This is a genomic window from Kitasatospora sp. NPDC096147 (assembly GCF_044763225.1).
Classification (GTDB): Bacteria; Actinomycetota; Actinomycetes; order Streptomycetales; family Streptomycetaceae; genus Kitasatospora.
Genome location: NZ_JBIWFX010000003.1, coordinates 199,242 through 225,624 on the forward strand (window position 1 = coordinate 199,242; position 26,383 = coordinate 225,624).

Consider the following 26,383-nt stretch of genomic DNA (forward strand, 5'->3'; position numbering starts at 1 on the left):
CCCGCCCCCCCCCCCACCCCCGGACCGTTCGAGCGGGCGGCCCGGCCGGACTCGTAAGCTGTGGCGATGAGCGAAATGCTGGACACGGGGCCGTTCTTCCACGGTACGACGGCTGACCTGCAGGTCGGAGACCTCCTGACCGCGGGCTTCCGCTCCAACTACCGGCCCGAGATCGTCATGAACCACATCTACTTCACGGCCCTCCGCGACGGCGCCGGCCTCGCGGCCGAACTCGCCGCCGAGCTCGCCGCCGGAGTCGGCCAGCCGAGGGTGTACCTGGTCGAGCCCACCGGGGAGTTCGAGAACGACCCGAACGTCACCGACAAGAAGTTCCCCGGCAACCCCACCCGCTCCTACCGCAGCACCGAACCGCTCCGCATCGTCGCCGAGGTCCACGACTGGACGCGGCTCACCCCCGACGCGCTCCTCCTCTGGCGGGAGCGTCTCACCGCGATCCGTGCGGGCGGACAGGGCGAGATCATTAACTAGCCCTCCCCGGCGCTGCGGTGGCGTCTCTCCGGCGTCGATCCGGCGGCGAGGGGACGGACCGATCACGCTCCCGCCCCCTTCCGCCGGCCCCCGGACCTCCCTACCGTGGTGTCATGAACCGTGCCCGGCTGGACAGTTCACCTCCCGACCACATCGACCTGGTGCTCCGCGAGGGCCGGGGGCCGCTCGCCTTCGCCGCCCGGCAGTGGGCCGTGGAGACTCTCGGCACGGTGGTGATCGGCGTGCTCGGCGGGCTGGTGGTGTACGTCACCCTGGCGCTGCTCCTCGACCGCGTGCCCCTTCCGCTGTGGGTCCTGCTGGTGATCACCACCGTGCTCGCGCTGCTGGCCAACGCTGCGGCGGCACTGCGCAACGCCCGGCAGGCCGCCCACCGGCTGCGGTTCTCCCCGGCCGCGGCGCCGGACACCGTGACGGTGATCCGGGGCAGCCGGACGGACCCGCCGCGGCCGGCCACCTCCATCGAGCGGATCGTGATCGACCACGAGATCACGCTCTCGCGCAAGGAGGGCTCCCCACCCGTCTCCCAGAAGATCACCCTGCACGTGCTGACGCGGTACGGCCGCCCGATCCGGCCCACCGAACTGTCCCACCGGCTGACCGATCCCGAGGCCCTGCACCGGCAGTTGCGGCAGGCACTGGCCGCCGCCGGCCCCGGAGCGGTCGGCCCCGAGCTCGGCCTGGAGGTCGAGCTGGTCGTCCGGCGTCGCCTGGAGACCGTCGAGACCGGCGGCTACGGCGGTTCGAACGGCGGCACCGGCGGCGGGGGCGGCAGCTGAGCGGAGGGCCGGGCGGGCCCCGGGTCGGCTCAGTGCGGGTACTGGCGCGGCGGTCGCTGCGCCGGCAGCTCGTCGCGGAACTCCTCGATCACCGAGCTGATCTGACGCATCAGCACGGTGCGTTCGATCCGGTCGACGTAGCGGTTCCGGGCGGCCAGCGCCTCCACCGTGACGGAGAAGTACATCGTCATCAGCGGGTTCACGAAGAGCCGGCCGCCGCTGGTGCGCTCGGTGAAGCGCACGTCGCCGAACTCGCCGCGCACGGCGGCCGCCACCGAGCCCTGGACGATGCTGGGGTGCTCGGGGCAGGCGGCCCGGGCGTGCTCGACGGCGTCCAGGTAGAGCTGGACGGCCCGGCTGTCCCGGGAGAGCGAGAAGGCGCCGAGGTACCCGCCGTCGCGCTCCAGGGCGGCCAGGTTCTCCAGCACCAGCGAGTGGTTGACGCCGTGGTAGGCGTCCACCCCGAAGCCGAGGCAGGCCACCAGCCGGGTCTCCACCTCGCGCAGGCCGGCCACCGCCGCGAGGCTGGCCATGTCCTCCTCCGGGGTGCCGAGACCGGCCTCGTCCCCGCACATCAGGATGTCGGTGCCGCCGTCCACCAGCACGATCGCGTCGATGCCGAGGTGCCGCACCAGCTCCCGGTAGGCGGCCCGCAGCGGCTTGACCCCGACCGAGCCGAACGCCCAGACGGTGTCCGGGAGTCCGTGCAGGCGCAGCCAGCGGGCCAGCGTGCGCTCCGGGAAGTAGCTCTCCGCCGAGGCGGTGTCCGGGGTGATCCTGGCCAGCTCGGGGGCGTGCCAGACCTCGTTCGGCAGACCGTAGAGGTGGCTGAACGACAGGTTCGCCAGGTGCACTTCGGCACCGGCCGCGCGCAGCTCCAGGGCCAGCGGGAGCCCGCCGTAGACGTCGAAGCCTCCCCCGGCTCCGGCGACCAGCACCCGGCGGGCGTCCTTCAGACGGGTCATCAGCTGCGGTTCGAACGGCATCCGCGCATCGTAGGCCACCCGGCCGGACGCCAGGAGCGCGGGCCCCGGGGTCCGGTGTCAGGGGTGCGGGCCCCCGAGCCGGACGTCAGGGGCGCGGGCCCCAGAGCTCGTCCGTGCAGCGGGCGTAGGTGTCCCGCCAGTGCGGCCAGTGCCGGGCGGTGGTGTCGTCGCAGTCGGCCAGCAGCCGGTCCACCAGCTCCGGGTCGACGCCCTCCAGCAGCCAGGCCAGCGCGTCGGAGGTGCCGGGGCCGTCGGCGGCCCGGATCAGGTCGAGCAGCTCGGGCAGGGTGCCGATCCGCGAACCGGCCGGGAAGACGCCCTCCATCCGGGGCAGCAACTGCCGCTCCTCGATCCGCAGGTGGGTCTCCAGCCGGGCGGCCAGCTCCTCCACCGCGTACGCCACCGACCAGCTGCTCGCAGGGTCCCGGGTGGCGATCCGGACCAGGGTGGTGACCCGGGTGAAGGAGTGGTCCAGGTTGTGGTGGTCGGACTCCAACCAGTTGAGCAGCAGCCGGAGTTCGGGCGCGAAGCGGCGCAGCAGCGGCCACAGCCGGCTGTCCTGCTGCTCGTGGTGGCAGGTGAGCATCGCGGTCAGGAAGTCCCAGTGCCGCTGGATCGCCCCGGCGGTCGCGGCGTCGTCCGGCTGGAGCAGGCGCAGGGCGTTGGGGATCCGGGCCAGGTCGCGGCGGAGCGCGGCGTGCACCAGGGTCACCCCGGCGAACGGGACCGCCTCGGCGGCGGGCTGCGTCTCACGCGGAGCGTCCGCGGGGGCGGTGGCCTTCGGGGACTCGACGGGCAGCAGGTGGCTGGGCATGGCACTCTCTTCACGACTGGCTGAGACCGAGCCGGGCCGGCACCGCACTCGACGGCGCCCCGGCATGGTCTCCAGGGTGATGACAGACCATCAGGGTCGAATCAATGTCCGATTGACGCGCAGGTCAGAACCCTGACGGTCCGTCAGCACCACACTCCGCGCGGTGCCCTCAGTCGTCGCTCTGCGGCCCGGCCAGGTTCTTCGATAGCCACTCCAGGGTGACCGGGATCATCTTCTTGAAGTCCGAGGTGAGGTGCTTGCCGCCCGGCTGCTCGTAGTACTCGACCGTGGTCGGGGCGGCGGCCTTGGCGACCCAGGCCTTCACCAGCTTGGTCTCGTAGGCGTTGGCCCCGCCCGCCGTGGCGAGCATCCGCACGTCGGCCTTGCTGGTGGCGATCAGCTGGTCCGGGCTGTTGGCCAGCCGCTCGGCCTCGTGGCCCTTCCAGAGCGGGGAGTCCGGGTTGAAGTACCCGTCGATCGGGACGGCCGCCTTGAACACGTCGGGGTGCGCCATCGCCAGCTTGGCGCTGCAGAACGCACCGGTGGAGGCGCCCATCAGGCCCCAGCCGTCCCGGCCCTTGACGGTGCGGAAGTTGGCCTTCACGAAGTCCGGGATGTCCTGCGACATCCAGGTGCCGATCTTCGGCTGCCCGGGGATGTCGCTGCACTCCAGCGCCCTGGCCTCGGCGGTTTCGAGGTTCTGTACCGGCATCACCAGGATGAAGGGGTGGGCCTTGCCCTCCTTGGAGAGCTGGGCGCCGATCTCCTGGATCGGCAGCTGGTTGTCGGTCCAGGTGTTGTAGCCCGCGCTCTGGCCGCCCGCGTACAGGGTGAGCACCGGGAAGCCGGTCTTGGCGAACTTCGGGTCGCCGTACTCGGGCGGCAGCCAGACCCAGACCTTGCCGCTCACACCGGACTTGGCGCCGGTCAGGGTGGTCATCATGATCGGGCCGGCCGCGGTGTCCCGGACCTTCTTGAGGTCGGCCGCCGGGCCGCTCGGCATCAGCACCTTGCTCGGCTTCGGCGGCGGGGTGCTGCTCTGGGCCGCCGAGGGCGAACCGGAGGACCCGTCCCGGGCAGCCGCCGAGCCGTCCTTGCCGCCCTTGGCGCCGTCGCCGGTCGGGGCCGGTGAACTGCCGCAGGCGGCGAGGCTCACGGCCAGACCGAGGGCACCGGCGGCGGCCAGGACAGTGCGGGCGGGCTTCAGCAGCAAGGTCTTCTCTCCGAGCGTTCGATCGCCCGGACGACTCCGGACGAGGGCCCCGGGGCAGGGCCCGGGCCGGGCGTCTCCTGAGGCCACCGGGGGTGTCCGGAGCGCCGACCCTGGTCGGCGACCCGCGCCCGGCGGGGCAGGTGTGCCGTCCGTGATCCTACGACGCGGGCCCGGTGAAGGCTGGTTGCGATCTTCGGCCCCCGGCCCGGACGTTCCCGCCGTCCGACGGGGGCGGCCCCCGCCGTTCGGCGGGGTCGCTGCGCGTTCGAACGGCCCCGGGCCGCCAGGGGCGCCAACGGGGCGGCCGGGACGGGCGGTTGACGTGACCAGCGTCACAGGCCCGGAGGTGGCCGGAGTCACCCCGCCGAATTCACCCCGTCCGAGTCACCGCGCCGACGTCACCGCCGGACCGGGCTCGCTCACCGGCCCCGCGCACCGGACCGGCGTCACGCCACGGCCACACGCGTCCGGTCTCACGCCCCGGCAGGTTGGGAGCGGAGCAGACCGAGCGCGGTGAACGGTTCGGTGATCACCCGCTCCAGCACCGGCACCGCCGAGGACCGCACCAGCGTCCGCGAACCGAACACCGCCGGCAGGATGTCGTCGGCCACCGCCAGGCCCCGGTGGCTGCGGCGGCCGACCTCGGTGCGCAGTTCGTCCAGGTACTCGTCGGCGACCAGGATGCCGCCGGCCAGCACCACCTTGCTCGGGTTCAGCAGGTCCACCATCCCGGCCACCGCGCGGCCGACCCGCCGGGCCCGGATCCGCAGCAGGTCCTGCGCCCGCTCGTCACCGCTGCCCGAACCGGCCGGACGGGCCAGCGCGATCAGCCGCTCCAGGGCCAGCGAGTCAGCGCCGTCCGGGTCGTCCGCCAGACCCCGGTGAGGCAGCACGCCCAGCCGCCGGGCCTCGGCGACCAGCGCGGTGTCCGAGGCGGTGACGACCAGACAGGCCGCTCCGCAGACCGGGCAGCGGGGGGCGTCCGGGTCGTCGGTGGCGAGCAGGTGCTCGATCGCCCCGGCGGCGGCGGCCGGGCCCCGGTGCACGGTGCGGTCCACCACGATCGCGGCGCCCAGCACGTTGCCGATCATCACCAGCACGAAGTCGTCGGTCTCCCGGCCGGCCCCGAACCACAGCTCGGCCCGGGCGATCGCACGCACCGTCTGCTCCAGCACCACCGGTCCGGGCAGCCGGCCCTCCAGCAGCTCCAGCAGCCTGACGCCCCGCCAGCCGAGCGGGCCGTGCTCCACCACCAGACCGCGCGCGCCGTCCACCCAGCCGCCGATGGTCACGCCCGTCCCGACCAGGTGGCGGTCGCCGAGCCGGTCCTTGAGGAACGCGTCCACCCCGGCCACCGCCTGGTCGACGATCAGCTCCGGGGAGAGGTCCGGCAGTTCGTGGTGGAGCACCTCGCGCTCGGCCACCACGCTGCCGTCCGGGCCGACCAGTCCGTAGGTGGTGCGCAGCAGTCCGATGTGCAGGCCGAGCGCCACCACCCGGTCGCCGTCCAGCGCCAGCGGCACCCGGGGGCGGCCCTGGGTCGGCTCCACCGGGGCCAGCTCGGTGAGCAGCTCCGCCTCGATCAGGGCGGCGGTCAGCTTGGTCACGCTCGGCGCGGAGATCCCGGTGTGCCGGGCGATCTCGGCCCGCGAGACCGGCCCGTAGGCCAGCACGGCGCGCAGCACCGAGGAGGCGTTGCCCTGCCGCATCAGCTCGGCCCGCTGGCCCGAGGTGACCAGACCGGTCGGTCTGCCGTCCTGCTTCTCCACGGTTCTCCCTGCGCTCTCCCTCCGGACACTCTAGCGATCACCCCGGGCGGGCCCCGTGGCCCGCGTCACCTCCCCGTACGTCCCGCCAAGCCGCCCCGCCCTCCCCCGACCCGCCGCTGGACGCTCCCACCAGTGACTCCGCCGCCCCCGGTGCGCGATCATCGAGGCCCCTCGTGCCACCAGGAGCCGCCCCATGGACCAGCAGGTAGCCGTCGTCACCGGAGCCGGCAGCGGGATCGGCCGCGCGGTCGCCCTCGAACTGGCCGCCCACGGCTGGCACCTGGTGCTGGCCGGCCGCCGCCCCGATCCGCTCGCCGCCGTCGCCGCCTCGGCCGCCGCCCCGGCGCTGGCCGTCCCGACCGATGTCACCGACCCGGCCGCCGTGGACGCCCTCTTCGACACCGCCGTCGACACGTACGGCCGGATCGACCTGCTCTTCAACAACGCCGGCAGCTTCGGCACCCCCACCCCCGTCGAGGACCTGACGGCGGCCGACTGGCGCGCGGTGGTCGACCTCAACCTGACCGGCGCCTTCCTCTGCGCCCAGGCCGCCTTCCGCCGGATGAAGCAGCAGACCCCGCAGGGTGGCCGCATCATCAACAACGGCTCGATCTCCGCCCACGCCCCCCGCCCGCACTCCGTCGCCTACACCGCCACCAAACACGCCGTCACCGGCCTCACCAAGTCCCTCTCCCTGGAGGGCCGCCCGTACCGCATCGCCTGCGGCCAGATCGACATCGGCAACGCCGCCACCGACATGACCGCCGCGATGTCCACCGGAGTCCGCCAGGCCGACGGCCGCACCGCCCCCGAACCCACCATGGACGTCGCCGACGTGGCCCGGACGGTCCGTCACATGGCCGCCCTCCCCCTGGAGGCCAACGTCCAGTTCGCCACCGTGATGGCCACCGCCATGCCGTACGTCGGCCGCGGCTGACGGGGCAGCGGACGGGACCGGCCGCCCCTCCCCCGTGCGCTGGGGGTGGGGCGGCCGGCGTTCGGGTGGGGTGTCAGCTGCGCCAGGTGTCGTTCAGGGTGACGGTGCCGGAGGGCGGGACGGTGGCGGTGCGGTTGGCGCCGGACTCCCAGGTGACGGAGCCGTTTGACTCCTTGCGGATGTACTTGTACTCGAAGGAAGTACCGCCCGCCATCGGGAGGTTGAGCTTCCAGACGGGGTAGGCGGCCGAGGAGAGCGGCAGGGCCTTGGCGGTGTCCCAGCCGCCGAGGGCGGTGGTGTTGCCGACCACGAAGATGTTCTGGCCGTAGACGGTGGTGGCGTTCACCGCGAAGGCGGCGGCGGTCGCGGTGGTCGGCGACGGGGTGGGGGTCGGAGTGGGGGTCGGGGTCGCGGTGCCGCCGCCCCGGGCGGCGACGTGCAGGGCGACGGCGTCGCCCGCGCCGACGGTGGCGGTGAAGCGGCCGTCGGATCCGACGGTGTAGGCGGGGCCGGAGCAGGAGCCGTTGGCGAAGTCACCGTGCTGGACGTCGCAGTAGGTGCCGGCCGGGAGGGAGGTCTGGAAGGTCTGGGTGACGGCTCCGCTCTCGCGGTTGATCGCCACGTAGCCCTTGTCGCCCCGGCCGAAGGCGACGGCGTTGTTGCCGTTGGACCACCAGTTGGTGATCCCGGTGCCGGTCACCGCGTTGCGGAAGCCGACCATGTTGGCCACCTGGCGCCAGGCGTGGGTGCAGTTCCAGCCGTCGGTGTAGCAGGAGTTGACGGTGCCGCCGTTCGGCGGGCCGGCGTCGTGGTCGGTGAAGGCGTAGCCGGAGTAGACGTTCGGCGAGCCGTAGGGGTGGGCCAGCAGGAAGACGTTGGCCAGCGTGTAGGCGGAGCCGTAGGTGTAGTTGAGGGTGGAGCCGTTGCGCTCGGTGTCCCAGTTGTCGACGAAGGTGCGGGCCTGGGAGCTCGCCAGCAGGCCGCTGCCCCAGCCCTGGAGGTCGGAGATCCGGCCGCCGTTGAAGGCGCTCTTCAGCCAGGTCGCGGAGCGGAACTCGTCCACGTCGCCGACCCCGGTGTACTCGCCGGGCTGGACGGCCTCGCCGCCGCCGTAGATCACCTCGCTGACCCAGTAGGCGTTCGGGTTGCTCATCTTCGCCTTGATGGCGGCCAGGTCCGAGGCGGCGATGTGCTTGGCGGCGTCGATCCGGAAGCCGTCCACGCCGAGCGAGAGCAGGTCGCTGAGGTAGTTGGCGATGGTCTGCTGGACGTAGGCGGAGCCGGTGTTGAGGTCCGAGAGGTTGACCAGCTCGCAGTTCTGCACGTTGGAGCGGTCGGCGTAGTTGTTGCCGATCGCGGTCCGGCAGGAGTGGAAGTCCCAGTCCTGGTAGAAGCCGGGGTAGGTGTACTTGGTGTAGGCGGTGCCGCCGGTGCCGGTGCCCGAGCCCGCCGACATGTGGTTGATCACCGAGTCGGCGACCACCTTCACGCCCGCCGCGTGGCAGGTGTTCACCATCGACTGGAACTGGGACCGGTCGCCGAGCCGTCCGGCGATCTTGTAGCTGACCGGCTGGTACGAGGTCCACCACTGGCCGCCCTGGATGTGCTCCTGGGGCGGGGAGACCTCGACGTAGCCGTAGCCCTTGGGGCCGAGGGTGTCGGTGCAGGCCTTGGCGACGGAGTCGAAGCGCCACTCGAAGAGGGTGGCGGTGACGTCCTTGGTGCCCGGCGGGGTGGCGCCGGCGGTGGGGGCGAGCGAGAGCCCGCCGCCGATCGAGAGGGCCAGCGCGGCGGCGGCGGTGAGGGCGCCGACCGCGCGGCGGGGGGAGGTGGTGACCACGGTGTCTCCAGGGGGCTGGGTGGGGCAGCCTGGACCGCCCGGGCGGTGCGAGGACGGCGGCCTGAGCCTCCGTCAGTGCACGCACGGGTCGGACGGGGTGGGGGTGGAGGAGGAGCAAGTGCCTCTTGCTGCAAGACCATTGAAACTTGCTGGAAACTTGCAACGCGCTGAACCTACGGCCGCCACCGGGGAGCGTCAAGGCTCCGGGAGGCAACGGATCGGTCACCCCCCGGCCGGTCTCGGCCGCTTCCGCGCGCCCCGGTTGACGCGGAAGCCCGGCCACCGCTTCGATGATCACCGTCCGCATCCACTCCGTCACCGACCGGAGAGTGCCCCGCCCATGAGGATCCGTCAGGCCCTGCTGGCCATCGGCATGACCGCCACCCTGCTCACCGGCACCGCGCTGGTGAACACCGCCGCGGCCACCACCACCGCGGCCACCGCGACCGCCGCCAGGGCCGCCACCCCCTCCTCCGAGTGCTCCGCCCAGGACTTCCACGGCGACAAGCGCCTCGGCCCCGAGCAGCTCCCCACCACCGGCCCGGTCGGCCGCCAGCTCTGGGGCTACCAGCGCACCGGCGGCCTCGGCGAGCAGCAGTTCCTGGACACCTACTACGACACCGCCACCGGCTCCTGGCGCTACCCGCCCGCCGACGGCTACGTCACCCTCCCCGACGGCACTCCGCTGGAGATCCAGCAGACCCTGGTGCCCGGCCAGCGGATCGACCGCTACGGCAGCGAGTACGGCTCCTACCTGGCCCCCGAGGGCCTGCCGTACGCGACCCGCGCGCTGCCGCCGCAGTCGCTGGACAGCGACCCGGCACCGGCCTGCAACTACCACGTCTACAAGGTCGCCAAGGCGTTCACGGTGGACGCCGGCCCGATCGCCCCGTGGTTCGGACAGCCCGGCCACGGCTGGCAGTTCCAGCTGGACGCCCGGCACCTGCCCGGCGCCCCGGCCCGGCTGAACGTGCTCTGGCTGATCGACAACGGCTACCTCGCCCGGACCTGATCCCGCGCTCCACCGCCGTGCCGGAGGCCGGCTCCCCGGACGGGGAGCCGGCCTCCGGCACGAAGCCGTGTGATACCTCTCGTCCCTCCGGAGCGTCAGGGTTCATGACGTCAGCAGGAATTCACCGCCGGGCAGGGACATGGAATTCGAGGAGTTCGCGAGCACCAGGAGCAGACGCCTGTTCCAGATCGCCTACCTGATGTGCGGGGACTGGCACCAGGCGCAGGACCTGGTCCAGATCACCCTGGCCAAGATGTTCACCGTCTGGGGCCGGCTGCGGCGCGGCCGGGACGAGCCGGGGCTGGACGCGTACGCGCGCAAGGTGCTGCTGCGGATGTACCTCTCCCAGCGGCGGCTGCGGCGCTCCTCCGAGGTGGTCTCGGCCGAGCTGCCGGAGCAGCTGACGGCCGGCCTCGGGGAGTCCGACCTACGGGTCACCCTGGTCGCCGCGCTGGCCCAACTCCCGCCCCGGAACCGGGCCGTGGTGGTGCTCCGGTACCTGGAGGACCACAGCGTGGAGGCGGTGGCCGAGCTGCTCGGGTGCTCCCCCGGCGCCGTGAAGACCCTCACCACCCGTTCGCTGGCCAAGCTCCGGGGCATCCTGGGCGAGGACCGCGAACTCCTGCTGAGCCTGTGAACGAGCCACCCATGACCAGGAGCACCGACGACATGCCGCACGACCCCGGACTCGACGAACTCTTCGACGCGGTCCACCTCATCGACGCCCCGGTCGCCGCCATGGTGGCCGAGAGCAAGCGCCTGGGCCTCAGACTCCGGCGCCGCCGCCGGCTGCGGATCGCCGGCGCGGCACTCGCCGTGGCCGCCCTGGCCACCGTCGCCACCCCGGGCTTCTGGGCGGCCGACCGGGACGGCTCCCGGGCCGCCGTCGCCGCGACGCCGCCCGTCCGATCCGTCCCGCCGACCTCACCGGGGACGACCCCGGACACCGCGACCACGGCTCCCGACCACGACCACGCCACCGACCCCGACCCCGACCCCGACCCCGACCCCGACAGCACCGTCCCGCTCACCCGGGAGGCGATGCTCGCCATCCTGACCAGGATGCTGCCCTCGAACGGGAAGGCTGTGCTGCTGCCGGTCAAGGAGACCCCGGCGGTGGCCCGGACCCGCTGGCGCCCGGCGGACGGCTACTACGAGATCGCGGTGCGCTACGCCGACCCCCGGGGCGCGGCCGACCTCCGGGTCGCGCTCTCCCGGATGTCGTCCGAGCAGTACGACTGCCGCTCCGAGCAGGGCTGCACGGTCAACCTGCTCACCGACGGCCAACGCCAGCTGGTGGAGAGCAGGGACGACTCCCGGAAGGACCTCAGGACCCTGACGGTCCGTCGGGAGCGGCTGGACGGGATGGCCGTCACCATCGTCTCCGGCAACGCGGTGATCGACTTCGACGGCCACCCGGTGGGCGGGCTGCCCACCGTGCCGTTCTCGACCGAGGCGCTGTGGAACTGGACCGGCGCCCCCGAGTGGCAGGAGCTGGTACCCCGAGGGCTGACCGAACCGGCCGGCCGGGGCTGACCGGCCGGGACCGGCCCGTCGGACGTGGCCGTGGTCGAGGTCGGCCCGTCGGCCGTGGCCGGTCAGCCCCGGCCGGCCGGGACCGACGGAGCCTCAGACCGCGTCCGGGCCGCGCTCGCCGGTCCGGACGCGGACGATGCCGTCCACCGGGACCACCCAGACCTTGCCGTCCCCGATCTTGCCGGTCCGGGCGGCGGCCACGATGGCCTCGACCACCAGGTCGGCCTCCTCGTCCTCCACCACCACCTCGATCCGGACCTTGGGCACCAGGTCGATCCGGTACTCGGCGCCCCGGTAGACCTCGGTGTGGCCGTGCTGCCGGCCGTAGCCGCTGGCCTCGGTGACGGTCAGTCCGTGCACGCCGCGCGACTGCAGGGCGGTCTTCACCTCGTCCAGCTTGAAGGGCTTGACGACGGCGGTGATCAGCTTCATGACTGAGGGGCCTTCAGGACGGAGGGAGCGGGCGCCACATGGGCCGCGGCGGTGGCGCTGCCGTGGCCCAGGACGCCGTGATCGTACGCGGTCTCGGCGTGCACGGCGAGGTCCAGGCCGGTCGACTCGTGCTCGGCGGAGGCCCGGAAGCCGACGGTGCGGTCGATCGCCTTGCCGATCCCGTAGGTCACCGCGAAGGCGTAACCGCCGACCACCAGCACGCCCAGCAGCTGCTTGCCGAGCTGCCCGAGGCCGCCGTGCAGCAGGCCCACCGGGCCGCCGGTCATCACCGCGGAGGCGAAGACGCCGATCAGCACGGTGCCGATCACCCCGGCCACCAGGTGCACGCCGACCACGTCCAGCGAGTCGTCGTAGCCGAAGCGGAACTTCCAGCTGACGGCGTAGCAGCAGACCACGCCCGCCGCCGCGCCGATGGCCAGCGCGCCGAGCAGGTCCACCGAGCCGCAGGAGGGGGTGATGGCGACCAGCCCGGCCACCGCGCCGGAGACGGCGCCCAGGGTGGTGGCGTGGCCGTCCTTCTTCTTCTCCACCAGCAGCCAGCCGAGCAGACCGGCGCAGCCGGCCGCCTGGGTGTTGAGCAGCACGGCGGCGGCGGTGCCGTTGGCGCCGAGCGCGGAGCCCGCGTTGAAGCCGAACCAGCCGAACCAGAGCAGGCCCGCACCGAGCACCACCATCGGCAGGTTGTGCGGGCGCATGGCCTCCTTCCGGAAGCCCAGGCGGGGGCCGAGCACCAGGGCCAGGGCCAGGCCGCTGGCACCGGAGTTGACCTCCACCACCAGCCCGCCGGCGAAGTCCAGCGCACCCACCTTGGAGAGCAGCCAGCCGCCGGGGGCGAACACCCAGTGCGCCACCGGGACGTACACCAGCAGCGTCCAGACCACGGTGAACAGCACCCAGGCGCCGAACCTGGCCCGGTCGGCGACCGCGCCGGAGATCAGCGCGACGGTGACGATCCCGAAGGTCAGCTGGAAGGTGGCGTAGAGCAGGGTGGGCACCGTGCCGGTGAGCGAGGACGGGGTGATCCCGGCCATCCCCAGGTGGTCCAGCCCGCCGATCAGGCCGAGCCCGCCGAGGTCCGGGCCGAAGGCCAGCGAGTAGCCGGCCACCAGCCAGACCACCGTGACGGTGGCGATCGAGACCAGGCTCATCATGATCATGTTGAGCGCGCTCTTGGTGCGGACCATGCCGCCGTAGAACAGCGCCAGGCCCGGCGTCATCAGCAGCACCAGCGCGGTGCTGGCCAGCAGCCAGGCGGTGTCGCCGGTGTCCGGCCCGGCGGGGGTCTCTGCGAGCAGCATCTGCGGCCTTCCCGGGGTGCCTCGACGCGCCGGGGTGGGGTGCGCGTCGGTTGGGAGCCGAGTCTGAACGGGCCGGATTTCCGGATGCGGACGTGCGTGTTTCACCCGCGTTTCGTGTTGCCGGGCCGTTTCCGGCCGCTCACGGCCGCGCCTGCGGACGCCCTCCCGGACGGCCGCACCCGTGCACCGACGGACGCACGCACGCACTGACGGACGCACGCAGTGACGGACGCGCCCCGGCCCGGCGGAGCCGAAGCTCCGCCGGGCCGGGGTGTGCTACCGCTGAGGGTGTGTCAGCTGGTGGCGATGGAGGTGTCGTCGATCAGGAAGCTGGTCGCGAGCGACGCGTCCTCGACACCGTTGAACTTCACCGTGACGCTCTGGCCGGCGTAGGCCGAGAGGTCGAAGGTGCGCAGGGTGTAGGTGGCGGTCTTGTCCACGTTGGAGTAGGTCTTCAGCGCGGTGCCGTTGACCGTGACCGTCAGCTTGTCGTACTGGGTGGTGCCGGTCTCGGCGGTGTCGATCCGCAGGTAGAACCCGAGGGTCGCCTTGCAGCCGGCCGGGATGGTGACGGTCTGGCTGGCGGAGTCGGTGTGGGCGGAGCCGTAACCGTTCAGCCAAGCCTTGTACGAGCCGGTGCGGGCGGGCTTGGTGGTGCTGTTGTCGATCACGCCCGAGGTGGTGGTCCAGGTGGTGTTACCGGACTCGAAGCCCGCGTTGCCCAGCAGCTGGGCCGGGGTGCAGGTGCTGGTCGAGTTGTTCACGGTCCAGGTGAAGCTGGCCGTGCCCGACTTGTTGGCGCTGTCCGTGGCGGTGACCGTCACGTTCGAGGTGCCCTCGGCGGTCGGGGTACCGGTGATCTTCCCGGAGGTGGAGATCGACAGGCCGGCCGGCAGGCCGGTGGCCGAGAAGGTCAGCGGGGCGGTGCCGCCGCTCGCGGCGATCTGCAGGTTGACCGCGGTGTTGACCTTGGTGGTCTGGTTGCCCGGGTTGGTCACCGTGACGGTGCCCGGCTGGGTCGGCACGGTGCCGACCGCGACGCCCGCCCAGGCGGTGCCGACCGCGATGACCTCGGCCGAACCGGCGCCGTACAGGTCCTTGGCCGCGTTCTCGGTCGCGGTGCGGGCCTGGGCGTAGTTGGTGGTGGAGGTCATGTAGGCGGTGAGCGCCTTGTACCAGATGGCCGCGGCCTTGTCCCGGCCGATGCCGGTGACGGTGATGTTGTTGACGGTCGGGCTGTTGTAGCTGACGCCGCCGATCACCTTCGCGCCGCTGCCCTCGGAGAGCAGGTAGAAGAAGTGGTTGGCCGGGCCGGACGAGTAGTGCACGTCCACGTTGCCGATGCCCGAGTACCACGAGTCCTTGGAGGCGCCGTCCTTGGAGGGCTTGTCCATGTAACGGAGCGGCGTGCCGTCCCCGTTGATGTTGATCTCCTCGCCGATCAGGTAGTCCGGCGGGTCGGAGGGCAGGTTGGCCGCGAACTCGACCATGGTGCCGAAGATGTCCGAGGTGGCCTCGTTCAGACCGCCGGACTCGCCCGAGTAGTTCAGGTTGGCGGTGTTGGAGGTGACGCCGTGCGTCATCTCGTGGCCGGCCACGTCCAGCGCGGTGAGCGGGGCGTTGTTGGACGCGCCGTCGCCGTAGGTCATGCAGAAGCAGGAGTCGTCCCAGAACGCGTTCACGTAGTTGTTGCCGTAGTGGACGCGGCTGAACGCGCCGACACCGTCGTTGCGGATGCCGTTGCGGCCGAAGGTGTTCTTGTAGTAGTCCCAGGTCGCGCCCGCGCCGTAGTGCGCGTCGACGGCGGCCGACTCCTTGTTGGAGGCCAGGCCGTTGCCCCAGCTGTCCGAACCGGCCTTGCTGTACAGGGTGCCGTTGCCGCTGGTGCCCTGGTTCAGCGTGGTGGTGTACATGTTGCCGCGGGTCGGGTCCTTGAGCTGGTAGTTCGAACCCGACTGCGAGGTGCCGAGGGTGACGTTGCCGACGAAGACGCCGTTGCCGGTGCCCTTCTTGATGCCCTCGAACTTGTGGATCACGGCACCGGTCTGAGCGTCCGTCACCACGTGGGTGCGCTGCGGGGTGCCGTCCGCCTCCACGCCCGAGACCACGGTCTCGTAGGCCAGCCGCGGGGCGCCCGAGGCGGCCCAGACGACCAGGCGCGGGGCGGTGTCCAGGCTGGTGCCCTGCTCGGCGCCGAGCGCGGCCGACTGGGCGGCTGGGGCGGCCAGCTTCGGCGAGGTGCTGAAGCCGGTCAGCGCCTCCTGGGTCGCCTTGTCCACGCCCTTGGTGAGGCCACCGGCGGTCTGGTGGACGACCAGGTCGCCACCGAGCACCGGGAGGCCGGCGTAGGTGCGCTCGTAGCGCAGGTGCTTGGAGCCGTCGGCGTCGACCACGACGTCCTTGGCGACCAGCTTCTCCTGGCCGCCGAGGCCGAGCGACTGGACCAGGCCGGCGCCCTGGGCGTCGGCGGAGGCGAGCAGGCTCGCCTTGCCGGCGGCGATCGGGTTGGCGGCCTGCGAGGGGGCCTGCGGGGACGCCTGCGCCATCGTGGGCACGGCCGTCACCACCAGGGCGGTGGCAGCGGCGAGCGCGGCCATCGTCACCCGGGCGTGGGTGTAGCGGGACATGCGGACTCCTTTTCCGACCGCCTGCGGGGTGCACTGGCGGTGGAGAGAACCTGGCCGCGGGGTTGCGGCACAGCGGGGGCCCCGGGCTGCCTGTGCGACGCCCGGGTCGGTGCGTTGAAAGGAGTGGTGCTTGGTAGCGCCTTGCCTGCGCTGAACGCCGTACCGGGTGGGTTGTCGGGGCCACCTCGTCTGCGGCAGGGGGAATCGTGGCAGCAAACGAGCCGTGAATGACAGATGCACGTCATAGGTTGGCCGATATCCGACCCAGGCACCGGGACCGCGCACCGGTGCCAACTCCCTTGGGGCGCACGGGACGGCCGGGATCGGCCGGCACCGTCCCGAAGCGCTTCGCATCCGGCAGATCCGCACTGAACAGCGGCAGGATCGCCACCCGTCCGGACGGTCGGTCGGCCGGTGACCCCGGCGGTGCGCGGACCCCGAAACAGCGCCGTCCGGCGCCCGGGTGTCACCACCCCTGGGCGCCGGACGGCGCTTTTCGGCCATGCGGTCCGACGATGACGCGTATCAGGCGCATGTCCGCCGTGTGAACGGAACCGCCTTGTGTGAACGGCCCGTTGAGATGTGAACGGATCAGCCCCGGACGAACACCGCCACCGTCCGGGCCGGCACCGTGAAGGTGCCGGTGGCCGGATCGAAACGGGCGCCCTTCACCACCGGGTCTCCCCCGGTGGCCTGCACCCGGTGCAGCGTCTGCGTGGTGCCCTTCAACTGCCCGACGGTCTGGCGCTGTTCGGCCGGGGTGGCGTTCACCACCACGGTGATGCCGCGCTCCGCGCCGGGCAGACCGGCACCGTCCAGGTGCAGGGTGATCACGCCGGGCTGCTCACCGGCCGTGCCGGAGAGCGGGAAGGAGAGCCGGCGCTGCACCTCGGCGGCGGTGGGCAGGGCGAACAGCGGCGAGGACTGCCGGATCCGGACGAACTGCCGGTACTGCTCGTCGGCGGCCGAGATCTCGTTGCAGCCCATCCGCAGCTTCGGGTCGGCCAGCAGCAGCTTGGCGGCGGGCCACATCTCCTTGTTGTCGGCCGCCATCGGCAGCCCACGGCCGAAGCCGTTGCCCTTGGTGCAGTCCCACTCGATCGCGTTGAACCAGTCGCCCGAGTCGTAGGAGTTGGCGTCCAGCGACTTGGAGCGCAGCCGCTCGCTGCCGGCCTGGAGGAAGCCCGGGCCCTGGCTCAGCGCGGTGAGCGAGAGGCCGAGCGCCTGCATCCGGGCCCGGTCGGCCGGCGAGGTGCCGGCCGGCAGCTTGTAGGCCAGCGCGTCGAACAGGTCGGCGTTGTCGTGCGCGTCGAGGTACTCCAGCGCCTCCCCGGGGTTGGCCGCGTAGCCGGTCGGGGCGCCGTTGTAGTCCACGCCCGCGCCGGTGACGGTCCGTCCGCTGCTGTCGGTGAAGGAGTACCCCGCCAGGTTCCCGGTCAGTCCGACCTTCACCTGGTCCATCTGGTGCAGCAGCCGGGCCTTCTGCTCCTCGGGCGTGCCGTTGGCCGCCGAGCCGTTCGGGTCGGTGTACAGGCCGGAGGCGAAGCCCTGCTGCGGCGCCGAGTTCAGCATGAAGTTGCCGCCGCGCGCGGCGTCCCGGATCCGGTCGTTGAAGGTGGCGATGCCGGTGCCGGCCATGTTCAGCTGGGTGGCCTGCTCGAAGCGGGCGTCGTTCGCCACCACGCCGAAGTTCCAGCCCTCGCCGTACAGGAAGACGTCCTTGCCCTCCACGCCGTCCTTGCGGAGCGTCAGACCGCGCAGCGCGGACTGCACGTCCAGCATGGTCTGCTTCGGGTCCAGGCCCATCAGGTCGAAGCGGAAGCCGTCCACCCGGTACTCGCGGGCCCAGGTCAGCACCGAGTCCACCACCAGCTTGTTCATCATGGCGTGCTCGGGCGCGGTGTCCGCGCAGCAGGAGTCGGTGGTGACCTTCCCGGTGTCGCTCAGCCGCTGGTAGTAGCCGGGCACCACCTTGTCCAGCACCGAGTGCTCGGCCTGACCGGATGCCGCCGTGTGGTTGTAGACCACGTCCAGCACCACCCGCAGCCCGGCCTCGTGCATCGCCTGCACCATCTCGCGGAACTGCACGGTGCGGGCCAGGCCGTTCGGGTCGGTGGCGTACGAGCCCTCCGGCACGGTGTAGTGCAGCGGGTCGTAGCCCCAGTTGTAGGCGTCGGTGGCCTGCACCGCCGCCACGCACTCCTGCTGCTGCTCGCCGTCGGCGGGCAGCGCGGCCAGGTCGCAGGCGGGCAGCTGCTGCTGCGCGCGGTTCTCCCGGATGGTGGCGATGTCGAAGGTGGGCAGCAGGTGGATGGTGGTGACCCCGGCCGCCGCCAGCTCCTTGAGGTGCTTCATGCCGGCCGACCTCGACTCGGTGAAGGCCTTGTAGGTACCGCGCTCGGCCACCGGCACGGTGCTGTCGGAGGCCGAGAAGTCCCGTACGTGCAGCTCCTGGATCTGCTGCTTCTGCGGGGCCACGGCCTGCGGGGCGCGGTGGTCGTCCCAGCCGCGCGGCTTGGTGTCACGGGCCGTCAGATCGGCCACCAGGGAGCGGGTGGAGTCGGTGGAGAGGGCCACCGAGTACGGGTCGGTGACGGTGTTGGTGACCACCTTGCCGACGCTCGGCGCCCAGACCTTCACCTGGTAGAGGTAGTACTTCCCGTCCAGCTTCCGGGCGTCCTCGGTCAGCGACCAGACGCCGGTGGCCTCGTCCCGGCGCAGCGGCACGGTGCGCGGGCTGCCGCCGCCCGGCCCGTCGAAGAGCTGCACGGAGACCTCGGTGGCGGTCGGCGCCCAGAGCGAGAGCGTCACCTGCTTCTCCCGCCACCACCAGCCGCCGGACTCCCGGTACACCGGCCCGAGTCGGGCCTTGGCGGCCCCGGCCGCGTACAGGTCGTCCAGCACGCCGGGGATCTGCACCCCGGTGGCGGCCAGTGCGGCGCCGCTGGGCAGGTGCTCGGTGAAGAGCAGCTGGCTGCGCAGCGCCTCGGTGGTGCGGCGGGCGTCCCGGGCGTCCACCGTGAAGGCGCGGTAGCCCGCCAGGTGCGGGTACTTCTTCTTCTGGGCCTCCGTCAGGGCGCCGGGGCTGAGCCGGATCCACTGGCCGGGCTTGCTGATCACGCCCTTGTCGACGGTGATCCCGCCGGCCGGGTCGTAGACCAGCTGGGCGCTGGTGCCGCCCTTCAGCGCGGCGTCGCCCGCACCGTAGGTCGCGGGCACCACCACCGTCCTCGCGTCGATCCACTGGGCCCGGGCGCTGCCCGGGTCGAGCTGGGAGGAGGACCCGGCCGCCTGCGGCAGCAGGTGGCCCTCCTGACCGCCGATCAGCCAGACCTCGCGGCCACTGGTGGCGAAGTCCAGCGACTGGTCGTTCGGCAGGTCCTTGTCGTTGCCCCGGTGGAGGATGTAGCTGAGGCTGGTCGCGCCGGGGGCCAGCGGCACCTCGAAGACGGCACCATAGGAGTCCCGGCGGACGGGCATCAGCGGGTTGCCCCAGTCGGTCGGGTTCGCCGCGCCGGTCCAGTCGTGCAGGCCCCAGCCCTCGTAGTCGCCGTCGGCCCGCTGGTAGTGGATCACGGCGGTGTTCGCCGGGACGGGCGTGACCGGGTCCGGGTTGCTGGTGTAGAGCTTCGGGTCGCCCTCCTTGACCCAGACCTCGCCGGTGGAGCCCAGGTCGATGTGCCGGTCGCCGTCGGTGTCCTTGGTGCCGTTGTTCTCCACCACGAAGCCCACGTCGGCCGCGCCGGTCTTCAACTTCACGTAGGCGAAGGCGCCGTAGCCGTCCCGCCCGGTGAAGGCGTGCCCGGCCGGCCACGGGGTGGCCTCGCCGTCGGCCAGGTCGCCCCAGGCGTACATGTTCCAGCCGTCGTAGTCGGCGTTCTTCCGCTGGTAGTGCACGATCGCGTACGGGCGGGAGGTGGCGCTCGGCACCGGCTTCGGGGCCGGCGTACCGGTGGTGGAACTCCCGGTCGCGGAGCGGAGGTTGCCGCTGCTGTCGCGGACCACGGCCTTGTACCGGACCACCGTGCCGGGGGCCACCCCGGTCAGGTCGAGGGTGGTCCGGTAGACCCCGCTGTCGGCCGAACCGAGCTGCTGCCAGGCCCCGTTGCCGATCTGCGCGGCGAACGAGACCCGGTTGAAGCCGCCGCCCGGCACCTCGGCGCCGACGGTGACGGTGCCGGTGGAGCCGTCCGCCGGTGTGCGCAGGGTGAGTTGGGGCGCGGTCGTGGTCCTGGCGAGCTTACTGGCGGCCTTGTGCACCACCGAGGAGTACGCCGGCACGGTGACGGTGACCTTGCGGTCGGCTCCGCTGGTGACCTTGCCCGCCGCCGCCGGGTAGACCTGCCCGAAGTCGGTGCCGGCCGAGAAGGTGTCCAGCGTGACGGTCTTCGGCTCGGCCGCGTTGTTGACCGCGACCAGGTACTCGACCTGCTCCTCGGCGTCGATCCGGGAGAAGGCGTACACCCCGGCCCCGTCGGCGGCGTACCGCTCGATCTGCGCGCCGTCGGCCAGCGCCGGGTGCTGCCGGCGGAGTTGGGCCAGCTCGGCGATGCCCCGGTAGAGCGCCCCGTCGGTGCCGTACCGGTCGGCGGAGCCCCTGACCCCGCCGATCACCTCGTCCGCGTTGTACGAGGCGGTCTTCGAGGCGAACATGTCGTGCCGGGCGTCCTTGTCCCCGCCGGCCCCGGTGAAGCCCTGCTCGTCGCCGTAGTAGACCACCGGCTGACCCCGGGTCAGGAACATCAGCTCGTTCGCCAACCGGTCCTTGCGGAGCAGCAGTTCACCGCTCGCGCCCTGGTCGTCGGCCCGCAGGAAGGACCCGAACCGGCCCATGTCGTGGTTGCCGAGGAAGGTCGGCAGCTCGTAGGCGTTGGTCTCGGCGGTGGTGTAGCGGTAGTCCTGCGCGTAGAGCTCGGCCAGCGTCCTCGCCGAGCCGCCCTGCGAGACGTAGCGGCGGGCGCCCTCCTGGAAGCCGAAGTCCAGGGTGGCCTGGAGCCTGCCCTTGGTGACGTACGGCGCGGTGACGGCCGGGTCGCCGGAGTAGACCTCGCCGAACATGAAGAAGTCGTCGTTGCCCAGCTTGGCCGCGTAGCCCTTGAGCTCGGGGGCCCACTGCGACCAGAAGGCGGTGTTGACGTGCTTGACGGTGTCGATCCGGAAGCCGTCGACCCCGGTCTCCTTCACCCAGGTCTTGTAGATGTCCTGCATGCCCTTGACCACCCGGGGGTTCTGGGTGTCCAGGTCGTCCAGGCCGGAGAAGTCGCCCTCGGTGGCGGACTCGCCGACGAAGGTCGAGTTGCCCCGGTTGTGGTAGAGCGCGGGGTCGTTCAGCCAGTTCGGCGTCTTGGCCTTCCGGTCGGCCTCGGTCCGGAAGGTCGGGCGGTAGGGGAAGGAGTCGGCGGTGAGCTTCGGCCACTGCGCGGCGGCGTCGGCGATCGCGGTCTCGTCCACCGGTCGGCCGTCGGCGTCCAGGGTCGGGTAGGCGCCGGTCGAGCGGTAGTCGTACGCCTTCTCCTGGAAGTCGACCACGTCGGCGGTGTGGTTGGTGATGACGTCGAAGAAGACCTTGATGCCCTTGGCGTGCGCCTTGGTGATCAGCTCCTTGAGCTGCTCGTTGGTCCCGAAGTGCGGGTCGACCTTGGTGAAGTCGGTGATCCAGTAGCCGTGGTAGCCGGCCGAGGCGTCCGCGCCGGTGCCCTGCACCGGGCGGTTCTCGAACAGCGGGGCCATCCAGATCGCGGTGGTGCCCAGGCCCTGGACGTAGTCCAGCCGGTCGATCAGTCCCTTGAGGTCACCCCCGTGGTAGAAGCCCTTGTCGGCCGGGTCCAGACCGTGCGCCATCCGGTCGCCGGGGATGCCGCCGGTGTCGTTGCGCCGGTCGCCGTTGGCGAAGCGGTCCGGGAGCACGAAGTAGAACTGCTCCCTGGTCAGGTCGTGCCGGTCGGCCCGGTCGGCCATCGCCCGGTCCGAGGGCGGGGCGGCCGGCGCGGCGACGGCGAGCGGGGCGGCCCCCAGCCCGGTGACCCCCAGCCCGGTGGCCAGCAGTGAGGCGGCGATCAGCGCGGCCGTCCGGCCGGGGCGCTGGTAGGGGGTCGTGCTCCGTGGGCGGCGGGGCTGGACTTCGGCCACAGCTGGGCTCCCTTGAGGCGGCTCGTCGTCGAGTGGGTGGCTGGACGCTAGCGATTGCAAAATGTTTCAGCAAGATGCAGAAATCGTTGCAGCGGCAGTCTTGACCGAACCGTTGCCTGCCGACCGGGCCCGCGCGCACCGCGCAGCGGGGCAGTGGTGAAGACCACCGGGGTCCCGTCGACCGGGCGTACCCGAAGGGGCCACAATGGACTCCATGTCAGCCTCCGGTACCCGCCCCCCTACCCCCGAAGGGGGACGGGTGGTGAAGAATCCACTACCGCAGGATGAGCAAGCGGCCACGGCACGTCTGGCAGACTTCTCGTCCATGGGGGAACCGACCGACATCCGCACCGACGCCGCGAGCGCCTCGGAGGCGACCCGGAGAGGTTCCGTCCCTGGCGAGGCCCGTACGAGCCACCAGCCGGACGGAGCCACCCTGGCCGCCCAGTCCAGGGGCGCCGCGCTGCGCCGCCGCATCCGGGGGCAGCGCCGCTCCCCCGCCCGGCCCAAGCTCTGGTTCGAGCTGGCCCTGATCGGCATCAGCTACTGGGTCTACTCACTGGTCCGCAATGCGGTGCCCGAGCACGAGGCCACCGCCCAGAAGCACGCCCGCTGGATCTGGAACCTGGAGCAGACCCTCGGCATCGCGGTCGAACGGTCCGTCAACCACGCGGTGGACTCGGTCACCTGGCTGATCGTCGGGATGAACTACTACTACGCGACGCTGCACTTCATCGTGACCATCGGCGTCCTGGTCTGGGTCTACCGCCGCCACCCCGGCCGCTACGCGGCCACCCGCACGGTGCTCTTCCTGACCACCGGGCTGGCCCTGATCGGCTTCTACTTCTTCCCGCTCGCCCCGCCCCGGCTGATGCACGGGATGGACTTCATCGACACCGTGAAGGTGCACGACACCTGGGGCTCGATGGCCTCCGGCGCGGCGGCCAGCGTCTCCAACCAGTACGCGGCGATGCCCTCGATGCACATCGGGTGGTCGCTCTGGTGCGGCCTGACCATCTTCTTCCTGGCCCGCCCGCTCTGGGTCCGGGTGCTCGGCCTGCTCTACCCGGCCGCCACCCTGCTGGTGATCGTCTCCACCGCCAACCACTTCTGGATGGACGCGGTCGGCGGCATCGTCTGCCTGGCCGCCGGCTACGCCGCGGCCCGCGCGGTCTACCACGTCTGGGCCTACCAGCTCCCCCGCCACCCGGTCCGGCCCGGGGACGACACCCCGGTCACCGTCCCGGCCGACTGGAGCGCCAAGGCCGCCGCCTGAGCCGCCCCACCCGTCCCACACACGAAGCACGCCCACGGAGCACGCCCGGGCCCGCCCGCCGTCGATCAGCCGTAGAACAGGCGCTCGACGACCGAGCGGGCCCTTCGCGTGGTGCGGCGGTAGTCGTCCACCAGCTCCCCGGTGTGGCCGCTGCCGTAGCCGAGGTAGCGGGCCACCCCGGCCAGTTCGCGGGCGTCGGCCGGGAAGCTGTCGCCCGGTCGGCCGCGGACCAGCATCACCGCGCCGCGCACCCGGGAGGCCAGCACCCAGGCGGCGTCCAGCACCGCCGCGTCCTCGGCGCCGATCAGCCCGGCCGCCCCGGCCGCCGTCAGGGCCGCCCGGGTCTTCGTGGTCCGCAGGGCCGGCACGGTGTGGGCGTGCACCAGCTGGAGCAGCTGCACCGTCCACTCCACGTCGGCCAGGCCACCCCGGCCGATCTTGGTGTGGGTGGTCGGATCGGCCCCGCGCGGCAGCCGCTCGGCCTCGATCCGGGCCTTGATCCGGCGGATCTCCACCAGGTCCTGCTCCGACACCCCGGCCCCCGGGTAGCGCAGCGGATCGATCAGCGCGCGGAACCGCCCGCCCAGCTCCGGGTCCCCTGCCACCGGCTCGGCCCGCAGCAGCGCCTGTGCCTCCCAGACGTGCGACCAGCGCCGGTAGTACGCCTCGTACGACGCCAGGGTGCGCACCAGCGGGCCCTGCCGGCCCTCCGGCCGCAGGTCGGCGTCGACCAGCAGCGGCGGTTCGGTGGAAGGGGCGCCGAGCAGGGTGCGCAGCTGGTTGCAGACCGTCTGGGCGGCCTTCGCCGCGTCGTGGTCCAGCGCGCCGAGCCGGGGCTCGTGCACGAAGAGCACGTCGGCGTCCGAGCCGTAGCCCATCTCGCGGCCACCGAACCGGCCCATCGCGATCACCGCGAGCCTGGTCGGCAGCTCGCCGTTCTCGGCCTCCCACTCGGCGGTGCAGGCCCGCAGCGCGCCCTGCAGGGTGGCCGCGTTGAGCGCGGTGAGCGCCTCGCCGGCCGCGTCCACCGCCTCGCCCGGGTCCTCGCCGAACCGCCCCAGCACATCGGCGGCCGAGGTGCGGAACAGCTCCCGCCGCCGGACCGAGCGGGCCGCCGCCACCCCGGCGGCGGCGCTGCCGGACCGGCTGACCGCGGCCAGCACCTCGGCCTCCAGGGCGGGGCGCCCGCGCGGCGCCAGCCCGTTCGGGTCACCGAGCATGGCGACCGCCTCGGGGGCCCGCAGCAGCAGGTCGGGGGCGAGCCGGCCGGCCGAGAGCACCCGGGCCAGCTGCTCGGCGGCGGCGCTCTCGTCCCGCAGCAGCCGCAGGTACCAGGGGGTGCGGCCGAGCGCGTCGGAGACCTGACGGAAGTTCAGCAGCCCGGCGTCCGGGTCGGCCGAGTCGGCGAACCAGCCGAGCAGCACCGGCAGCAGGGTGCGCTGGATCGCCGCCTTCCGGCTGACCCCGGAGGCCAGCGCACTGAGGTGGCGCAGCGCAGCGGCCGGGTCGGCGTAGCCGAGCGCCTCCAGCCGGGCCTTGGCGGCGGCCGGCGAGAGGCCGGTCGCCCCGGCCGGCAGCTCGGCGACGGCGTCCAGCAGCGGGCGGTAGAACAGCTTCTCGTGCAGCCGCCGGACCTCCATCGCGTGCCGCCGCCACTCCCGCTGGAGCGCGGCGACCGGGTCCGCCTTGCCCTGCCCGGTCAGCCCGGTGTCGTTGATCTGCGGGGCCAGCGAGCGGGCCAGTCGGCGCAGGTCGGCCTGGTCGGTCGGCATCAGGTGGGTGCGGCGCAGCCGGTGCAGCTGGATCCGGTGCTCCAGTGCGCGCAGGAAGCGGTACGCGGCGTCGAGTGACGCGGCGTCGGCCCGGCCGACGTAGCCGCCGGCGCTCAGCTGCTCCAGTGCCCGGAGGGTGTTGGGGCTGTGCACCCCGGCGTCGGTGCGGCCGTGCACCAGTTGGAGCAGCTGCACCGAGAACTCCACGTCGCGCAGCCCGCCCGGACCGAGCTTGAGCTGGCGGTCCAGCTCGGTGGCGGGGATCGAGTCCACCACCCGGCGGCGCATCTGCTGCACGTCGGCGACGAAGTTCTCCCGCTCGGCGGCCTGCCAGACCAGCGGGCCGGTGGCCTCGGCGTAGGCGGCGCCGAGCTCGGCGTCCCCGGCCACCGGGCGGGCCTTCAGCAGGGCCTGGAACTCCCAGGTCTTGGCCCAGCGCTGGTAGTACGCCAGGTGGCTGGCCAGGGTGCGGACCAGCGGGCCGTTGCGCCCCTCCGGGCGGAGGTTGGCGTCCACCGGCCAGATGGTGCCCTCGCCGGTGGTGTCGGAGCACAGCCGCATCAGCCGGGCGGCCAGCCGGGTGGCGGCCTGCAGCGCCTTGTGCTCCTCGACCCCGTCCCGGGCCTCGGCCACGAAGATCACGTCCACGTCGGAGACGTAGTTGAGCTCCCGGCCGCCGCACTTGCCCATCCCGATCACCGCGAGCCGGCACTGCCCGGCGGCCTCCGGGTCCTCCTCCTCGGCGATCTCCAGCGCGGTCTGCAGGGTGGCCCCGGCCAGGTCGGCCAGCTCGGCGCCGGTCTGCGGCAGGTCGGCGGTGCCGCTCAGGTCCCGGGCGGCGATGGCCAGCAGGCAGCGGCGGTAGGCGGCCCGCAGCGCGTCGGCCGGGGAGGCCCCGCTGCTCCTCACCCGCCCGCGCAGCACCTGCTGGAAGTCCTCCCGGCGGGGGTGCACGTCGCGCAGCTCGAAGGTGACCAGGGCGTGCCAGTCGCGCGGGTGCCGGGCCAGGTGGTCACCGAGCGCGGCGGAGGCGCCGAGCACCGAGAGCAGCCGGTCGCGCAGCGGCTTGGAGCCGGTCAGGGTGTCCCGCAGGGTGTGCCGCTCGGTGGCGTCCAGCGCCTCCAGCAGCCGGGCCAGCCCGTGCAGCGCCAGATCGGGATCGGCGGTCGCCCCGAGCGCGTCCAGCAGCACCGGGTCCTCGGCCAGCCCCTCCAGCCCCGGCCCGGCCAGCCACCGGACGGCCGCGTCCGGGTCGGAGAACCCCCGCCGCACCAGCCGTACTTCCAGCCGACTGCTCCGCTCCGCCACTGCGGCCCGCCTCCCTGTTCGTTCGTGGTACGAGCGTACGGGCTGACCCGCCGACGGTGCGTCAGGTGGCGGGGTGTCAGCCTCCCCACCGGGCGCCGGGAGCAACCTCCGCACCGCCCGCCGCGTT

The 26,383-nt window shown here is 72.7% G+C and carries 17 protein-coding genes; 7 read left to right on the plus strand and 10 right to left on the minus strand.

Annotation, left to right across the window (positions count from 1 at the left end; genetic code table 11):
- Positions 1–66: 66 nt before the first annotated feature.
- Positions 67–489 carry an NAD(+)--rifampin ADP-ribosyltransferase gene (gene arr, locus ACIRBX_RS11425; protein WP_402295589.1) on the plus strand — a complete coding sequence of 141 codons (423 nt, stop codon included), beginning with the start codon at positions 67–69 and terminating at the stop codon, positions 487–489.
- Between the two features lie 113 nt (positions 490–602).
- Positions 603–1,286 carry a hypothetical protein gene (locus ACIRBX_RS11430; RefSeq protein WP_402295590.1) on the plus strand — a complete coding sequence of 228 codons (684 nt, stop codon included), beginning with the start codon at positions 603–605 and terminating at the stop codon, positions 1,284–1,286.
- Between the two features lie 29 nt (positions 1,287–1,315).
- Here ACIRBX_RS11430 and ACIRBX_RS11435 read toward each other — a convergent pair whose 3' ends face one another.
- From ACIRBX_RS11435 to ACIRBX_RS11450, 4 genes are all read right to left on the minus strand, one after another.
- A complete protein-coding gene (locus ACIRBX_RS11435) occupies positions 1,316–2,272 on the minus strand; it encodes a DUF1152 domain-containing protein (protein ID WP_402295592.1) in 957 nt (318 codons plus the stop codon).
- Positions 2,273–2,357: 85 nt separating this feature from the next.
- Positions 2,358–3,086 carry a hemerythrin domain-containing protein gene (locus tag ACIRBX_RS11440; RefSeq protein WP_402295594.1) on the minus strand — a complete coding sequence of 243 codons (729 nt, stop codon included), beginning with the start codon at positions 3,084–3,086 and terminating at the stop codon, positions 2,358–2,360.
- Between the two features lie 169 nt (positions 3,087–3,255).
- Positions 3,256–4,299, minus strand: a complete 1,044-nt coding sequence (locus ACIRBX_RS11445) for an alpha/beta hydrolase (protein WP_402295596.1) — start codon at positions 4,297–4,299, stop codon at positions 3,256–3,258.
- 473 nt (positions 4,300–4,772) lie between these two features.
- On the minus strand, positions 4,773–6,068 hold the full coding sequence (locus tag ACIRBX_RS11450; protein ID WP_402295598.1) for an ROK family protein: 1,296 nt from the start codon (positions 6,066–6,068) through the stop codon (positions 4,773–4,775).
- Positions 6,069–6,261: 193 nt separating this feature from the next.
- On the opposite strand from ACIRBX_RS11450, the gene ACIRBX_RS11455 reads away from it, so the two are divergent.
- Complete coding sequence (locus tag ACIRBX_RS11455; RefSeq protein WP_402295599.1) at positions 6,262–7,005, plus strand: SDR family oxidoreductase; 744 nt, start codon at positions 6,262–6,264, stop codon at positions 7,003–7,005.
- A 73-nt stretch (positions 7,006–7,078) separates the two neighbouring features.
- Here the strand turns inward: ACIRBX_RS11455 and ACIRBX_RS11460 are convergent, their stop codons facing one another.
- Positions 7,079–8,845 carry a carbohydrate-binding module family 20 domain-containing protein gene (locus ACIRBX_RS11460; protein WP_402295600.1) on the minus strand — a complete coding sequence of 589 codons (1,767 nt, stop codon included), beginning with the start codon at positions 8,843–8,845 and terminating at the stop codon, positions 7,079–7,081.
- 340 nt (positions 8,846–9,185) lie between these two features.
- Between ACIRBX_RS11460 and ACIRBX_RS11465 the strand changes: the two genes are divergently transcribed.
- From ACIRBX_RS11465 to ACIRBX_RS11475, 3 genes are all read left to right on the plus strand, one after another.
- The gene (locus ACIRBX_RS11465; RefSeq protein WP_402295602.1) at positions 9,186–9,857 is read left to right on the plus strand and encodes a TNT domain-containing protein; all 672 of its coding nucleotides are present in this window, start codon (positions 9,186–9,188) and stop codon (positions 9,855–9,857) included.
- A gap of 139 nt (positions 9,858–9,996) precedes the next feature.
- Positions 9,997–10,494 (plus strand): SigE family RNA polymerase sigma factor, encoded by a 498-nt coding sequence (locus ACIRBX_RS11470; protein WP_402295604.1) that lies wholly within the window; start codon positions 9,997–9,999, stop codon positions 10,492–10,494.
- An 11-nt stretch (positions 10,495–10,505) separates the two neighbouring features.
- Positions 10,506–11,393, plus strand: coding sequence for a hypothetical protein (locus tag ACIRBX_RS11475; protein ID WP_402295606.1), 888 nt, complete (start codon positions 10,506–10,508; stop codon positions 11,391–11,393).
- A 93-nt stretch (positions 11,394–11,486) separates the two neighbouring features.
- Here ACIRBX_RS11475 and ACIRBX_RS11480 read toward each other — a convergent pair whose 3' ends face one another.
- From ACIRBX_RS11480 to pulA, 4 genes are all read right to left on the minus strand, one after another.
- Positions 11,487–11,825 carry a P-II family nitrogen regulator gene (locus tag ACIRBX_RS11480; RefSeq protein WP_402295607.1) on the minus strand — a complete coding sequence of 113 codons (339 nt, stop codon included), beginning with the start codon at positions 11,823–11,825 and terminating at the stop codon, positions 11,487–11,489.
- The gene (locus ACIRBX_RS11485; RefSeq protein WP_402295608.1) at positions 11,822–13,144 is read right to left on the minus strand and encodes an ammonium transporter; all 1,323 of its coding nucleotides are present in this window, start codon (positions 13,142–13,144) and stop codon (positions 11,822–11,824) included. Before ACIRBX_RS11485 ends, ACIRBX_RS11480 begins: the two co-directional genes overlap by 4 nt.
- A gap of 293 nt (positions 13,145–13,437) precedes the next feature.
- The gene (locus ACIRBX_RS11490) at positions 13,438–15,771 is read right to left on the minus strand and encodes a M4 family metallopeptidase (protein WP_402295610.1); all 2,334 of its coding nucleotides are present in this window, start codon (positions 15,769–15,771) and stop codon (positions 13,438–13,440) included.
- Positions 15,772–16,362: 591 nt separating this feature from the next.
- Entirely contained in the window at positions 16,363–21,900 is a 5,538-nt protein-coding gene (pulA, locus tag ACIRBX_RS11495; protein ID WP_402295611.1) for a pullulanase-type alpha-1,6-glucosidase, read from the minus strand.
- A gap of 325 nt (positions 21,901–22,225) precedes the next feature.
- On the opposite strand from pulA, the gene ACIRBX_RS11500 reads away from it, so the two are divergent.
- Entirely contained in the window at positions 22,226–23,176 is a 951-nt protein-coding gene (locus ACIRBX_RS11500) for a phosphatase PAP2 family protein (RefSeq protein ID WP_402295612.1), read from the plus strand.
- Between the two features lie 65 nt (positions 23,177–23,241).
- On the opposite strand, the gene ACIRBX_RS11505 is transcribed toward ACIRBX_RS11500, so the two are convergent.
- Positions 23,242–26,256 carry a bifunctional [glutamine synthetase] adenylyltransferase/[glutamine synthetase]-adenylyl-L-tyrosine phosphorylase gene (locus ACIRBX_RS11505; RefSeq protein WP_402295614.1) on the minus strand — a complete coding sequence of 1,005 codons (3,015 nt, stop codon included), beginning with the start codon at positions 26,254–26,256 and terminating at the stop codon, positions 23,242–23,244.
- Positions 26,257–26,383 lie beyond the last annotated feature (127 nt).

Excerpts from the sequence above, each read along its gene's own strand:
- arr (WP_402295589.1), top strand. The coding sequence starts at position 67 with ATGAGCGAAATGCTGGACACGGGGCCGTTCTTCCACGGTACGACGGCT.
- ACIRBX_RS11430 (WP_402295590.1), top strand. The coding sequence starts at position 603 with ATGAACCGTGCCCGGCTGGACAGTTCACCTCCCGACCACATCGACCTG.
- ACIRBX_RS11435 (WP_402295592.1), bottom strand. The coding sequence starts at position 2,272 with ATGCCGTTCGAACCGCAGCTGATGACCCGTCTGAAGGACGCCCGCCGG.
- ACIRBX_RS11440 (WP_402295594.1), bottom strand. The coding sequence starts at position 3,086 with ATGCCCAGCCACCTGCTGCCCGTCGAGTCCCCGAAGGCCACCGCCCCC.
- ACIRBX_RS11455 (WP_402295599.1), top strand. The coding sequence starts at position 6,262 with ATGGACCAGCAGGTAGCCGTCGTCACCGGAGCCGGCAGCGGGATCGGC.
- ACIRBX_RS11465 (WP_402295602.1), top strand. The coding sequence starts at position 9,186 with ATGAGGATCCGTCAGGCCCTGCTGGCCATCGGCATGACCGCCACCCTG.
- ACIRBX_RS11470 (WP_402295604.1), top strand. The coding sequence starts at position 9,997 with ATGGAATTCGAGGAGTTCGCGAGCACCAGGAGCAGACGCCTGTTCCAG.
- ACIRBX_RS11475 (WP_402295606.1), top strand. The coding sequence starts at position 10,506 with ATGACCAGGAGCACCGACGACATGCCGCACGACCCCGGACTCGACGAA.
- ACIRBX_RS11480 (WP_402295607.1), bottom strand. The coding sequence starts at position 11,825 with ATGAAGCTGATCACCGCCGTCGTCAAGCCCTTCAAGCTGGACGAGGTG.
- ACIRBX_RS11485 (WP_402295608.1), bottom strand. The coding sequence starts at position 13,144 with ATGCTGCTCGCAGAGACCCCCGCCGGGCCGGACACCGGCGACACCGCC.
- ACIRBX_RS11490 (WP_402295610.1), bottom strand. The coding sequence starts at position 15,771 with ATGTCCCGCTACACCCACGCCCGGGTGACGATGGCCGCGCTCGCCGCT.
- ACIRBX_RS11500 (WP_402295612.1), top strand. The coding sequence starts at position 22,226 with ATGGGGGAACCGACCGACATCCGCACCGACGCCGCGAGCGCCTCGGAG.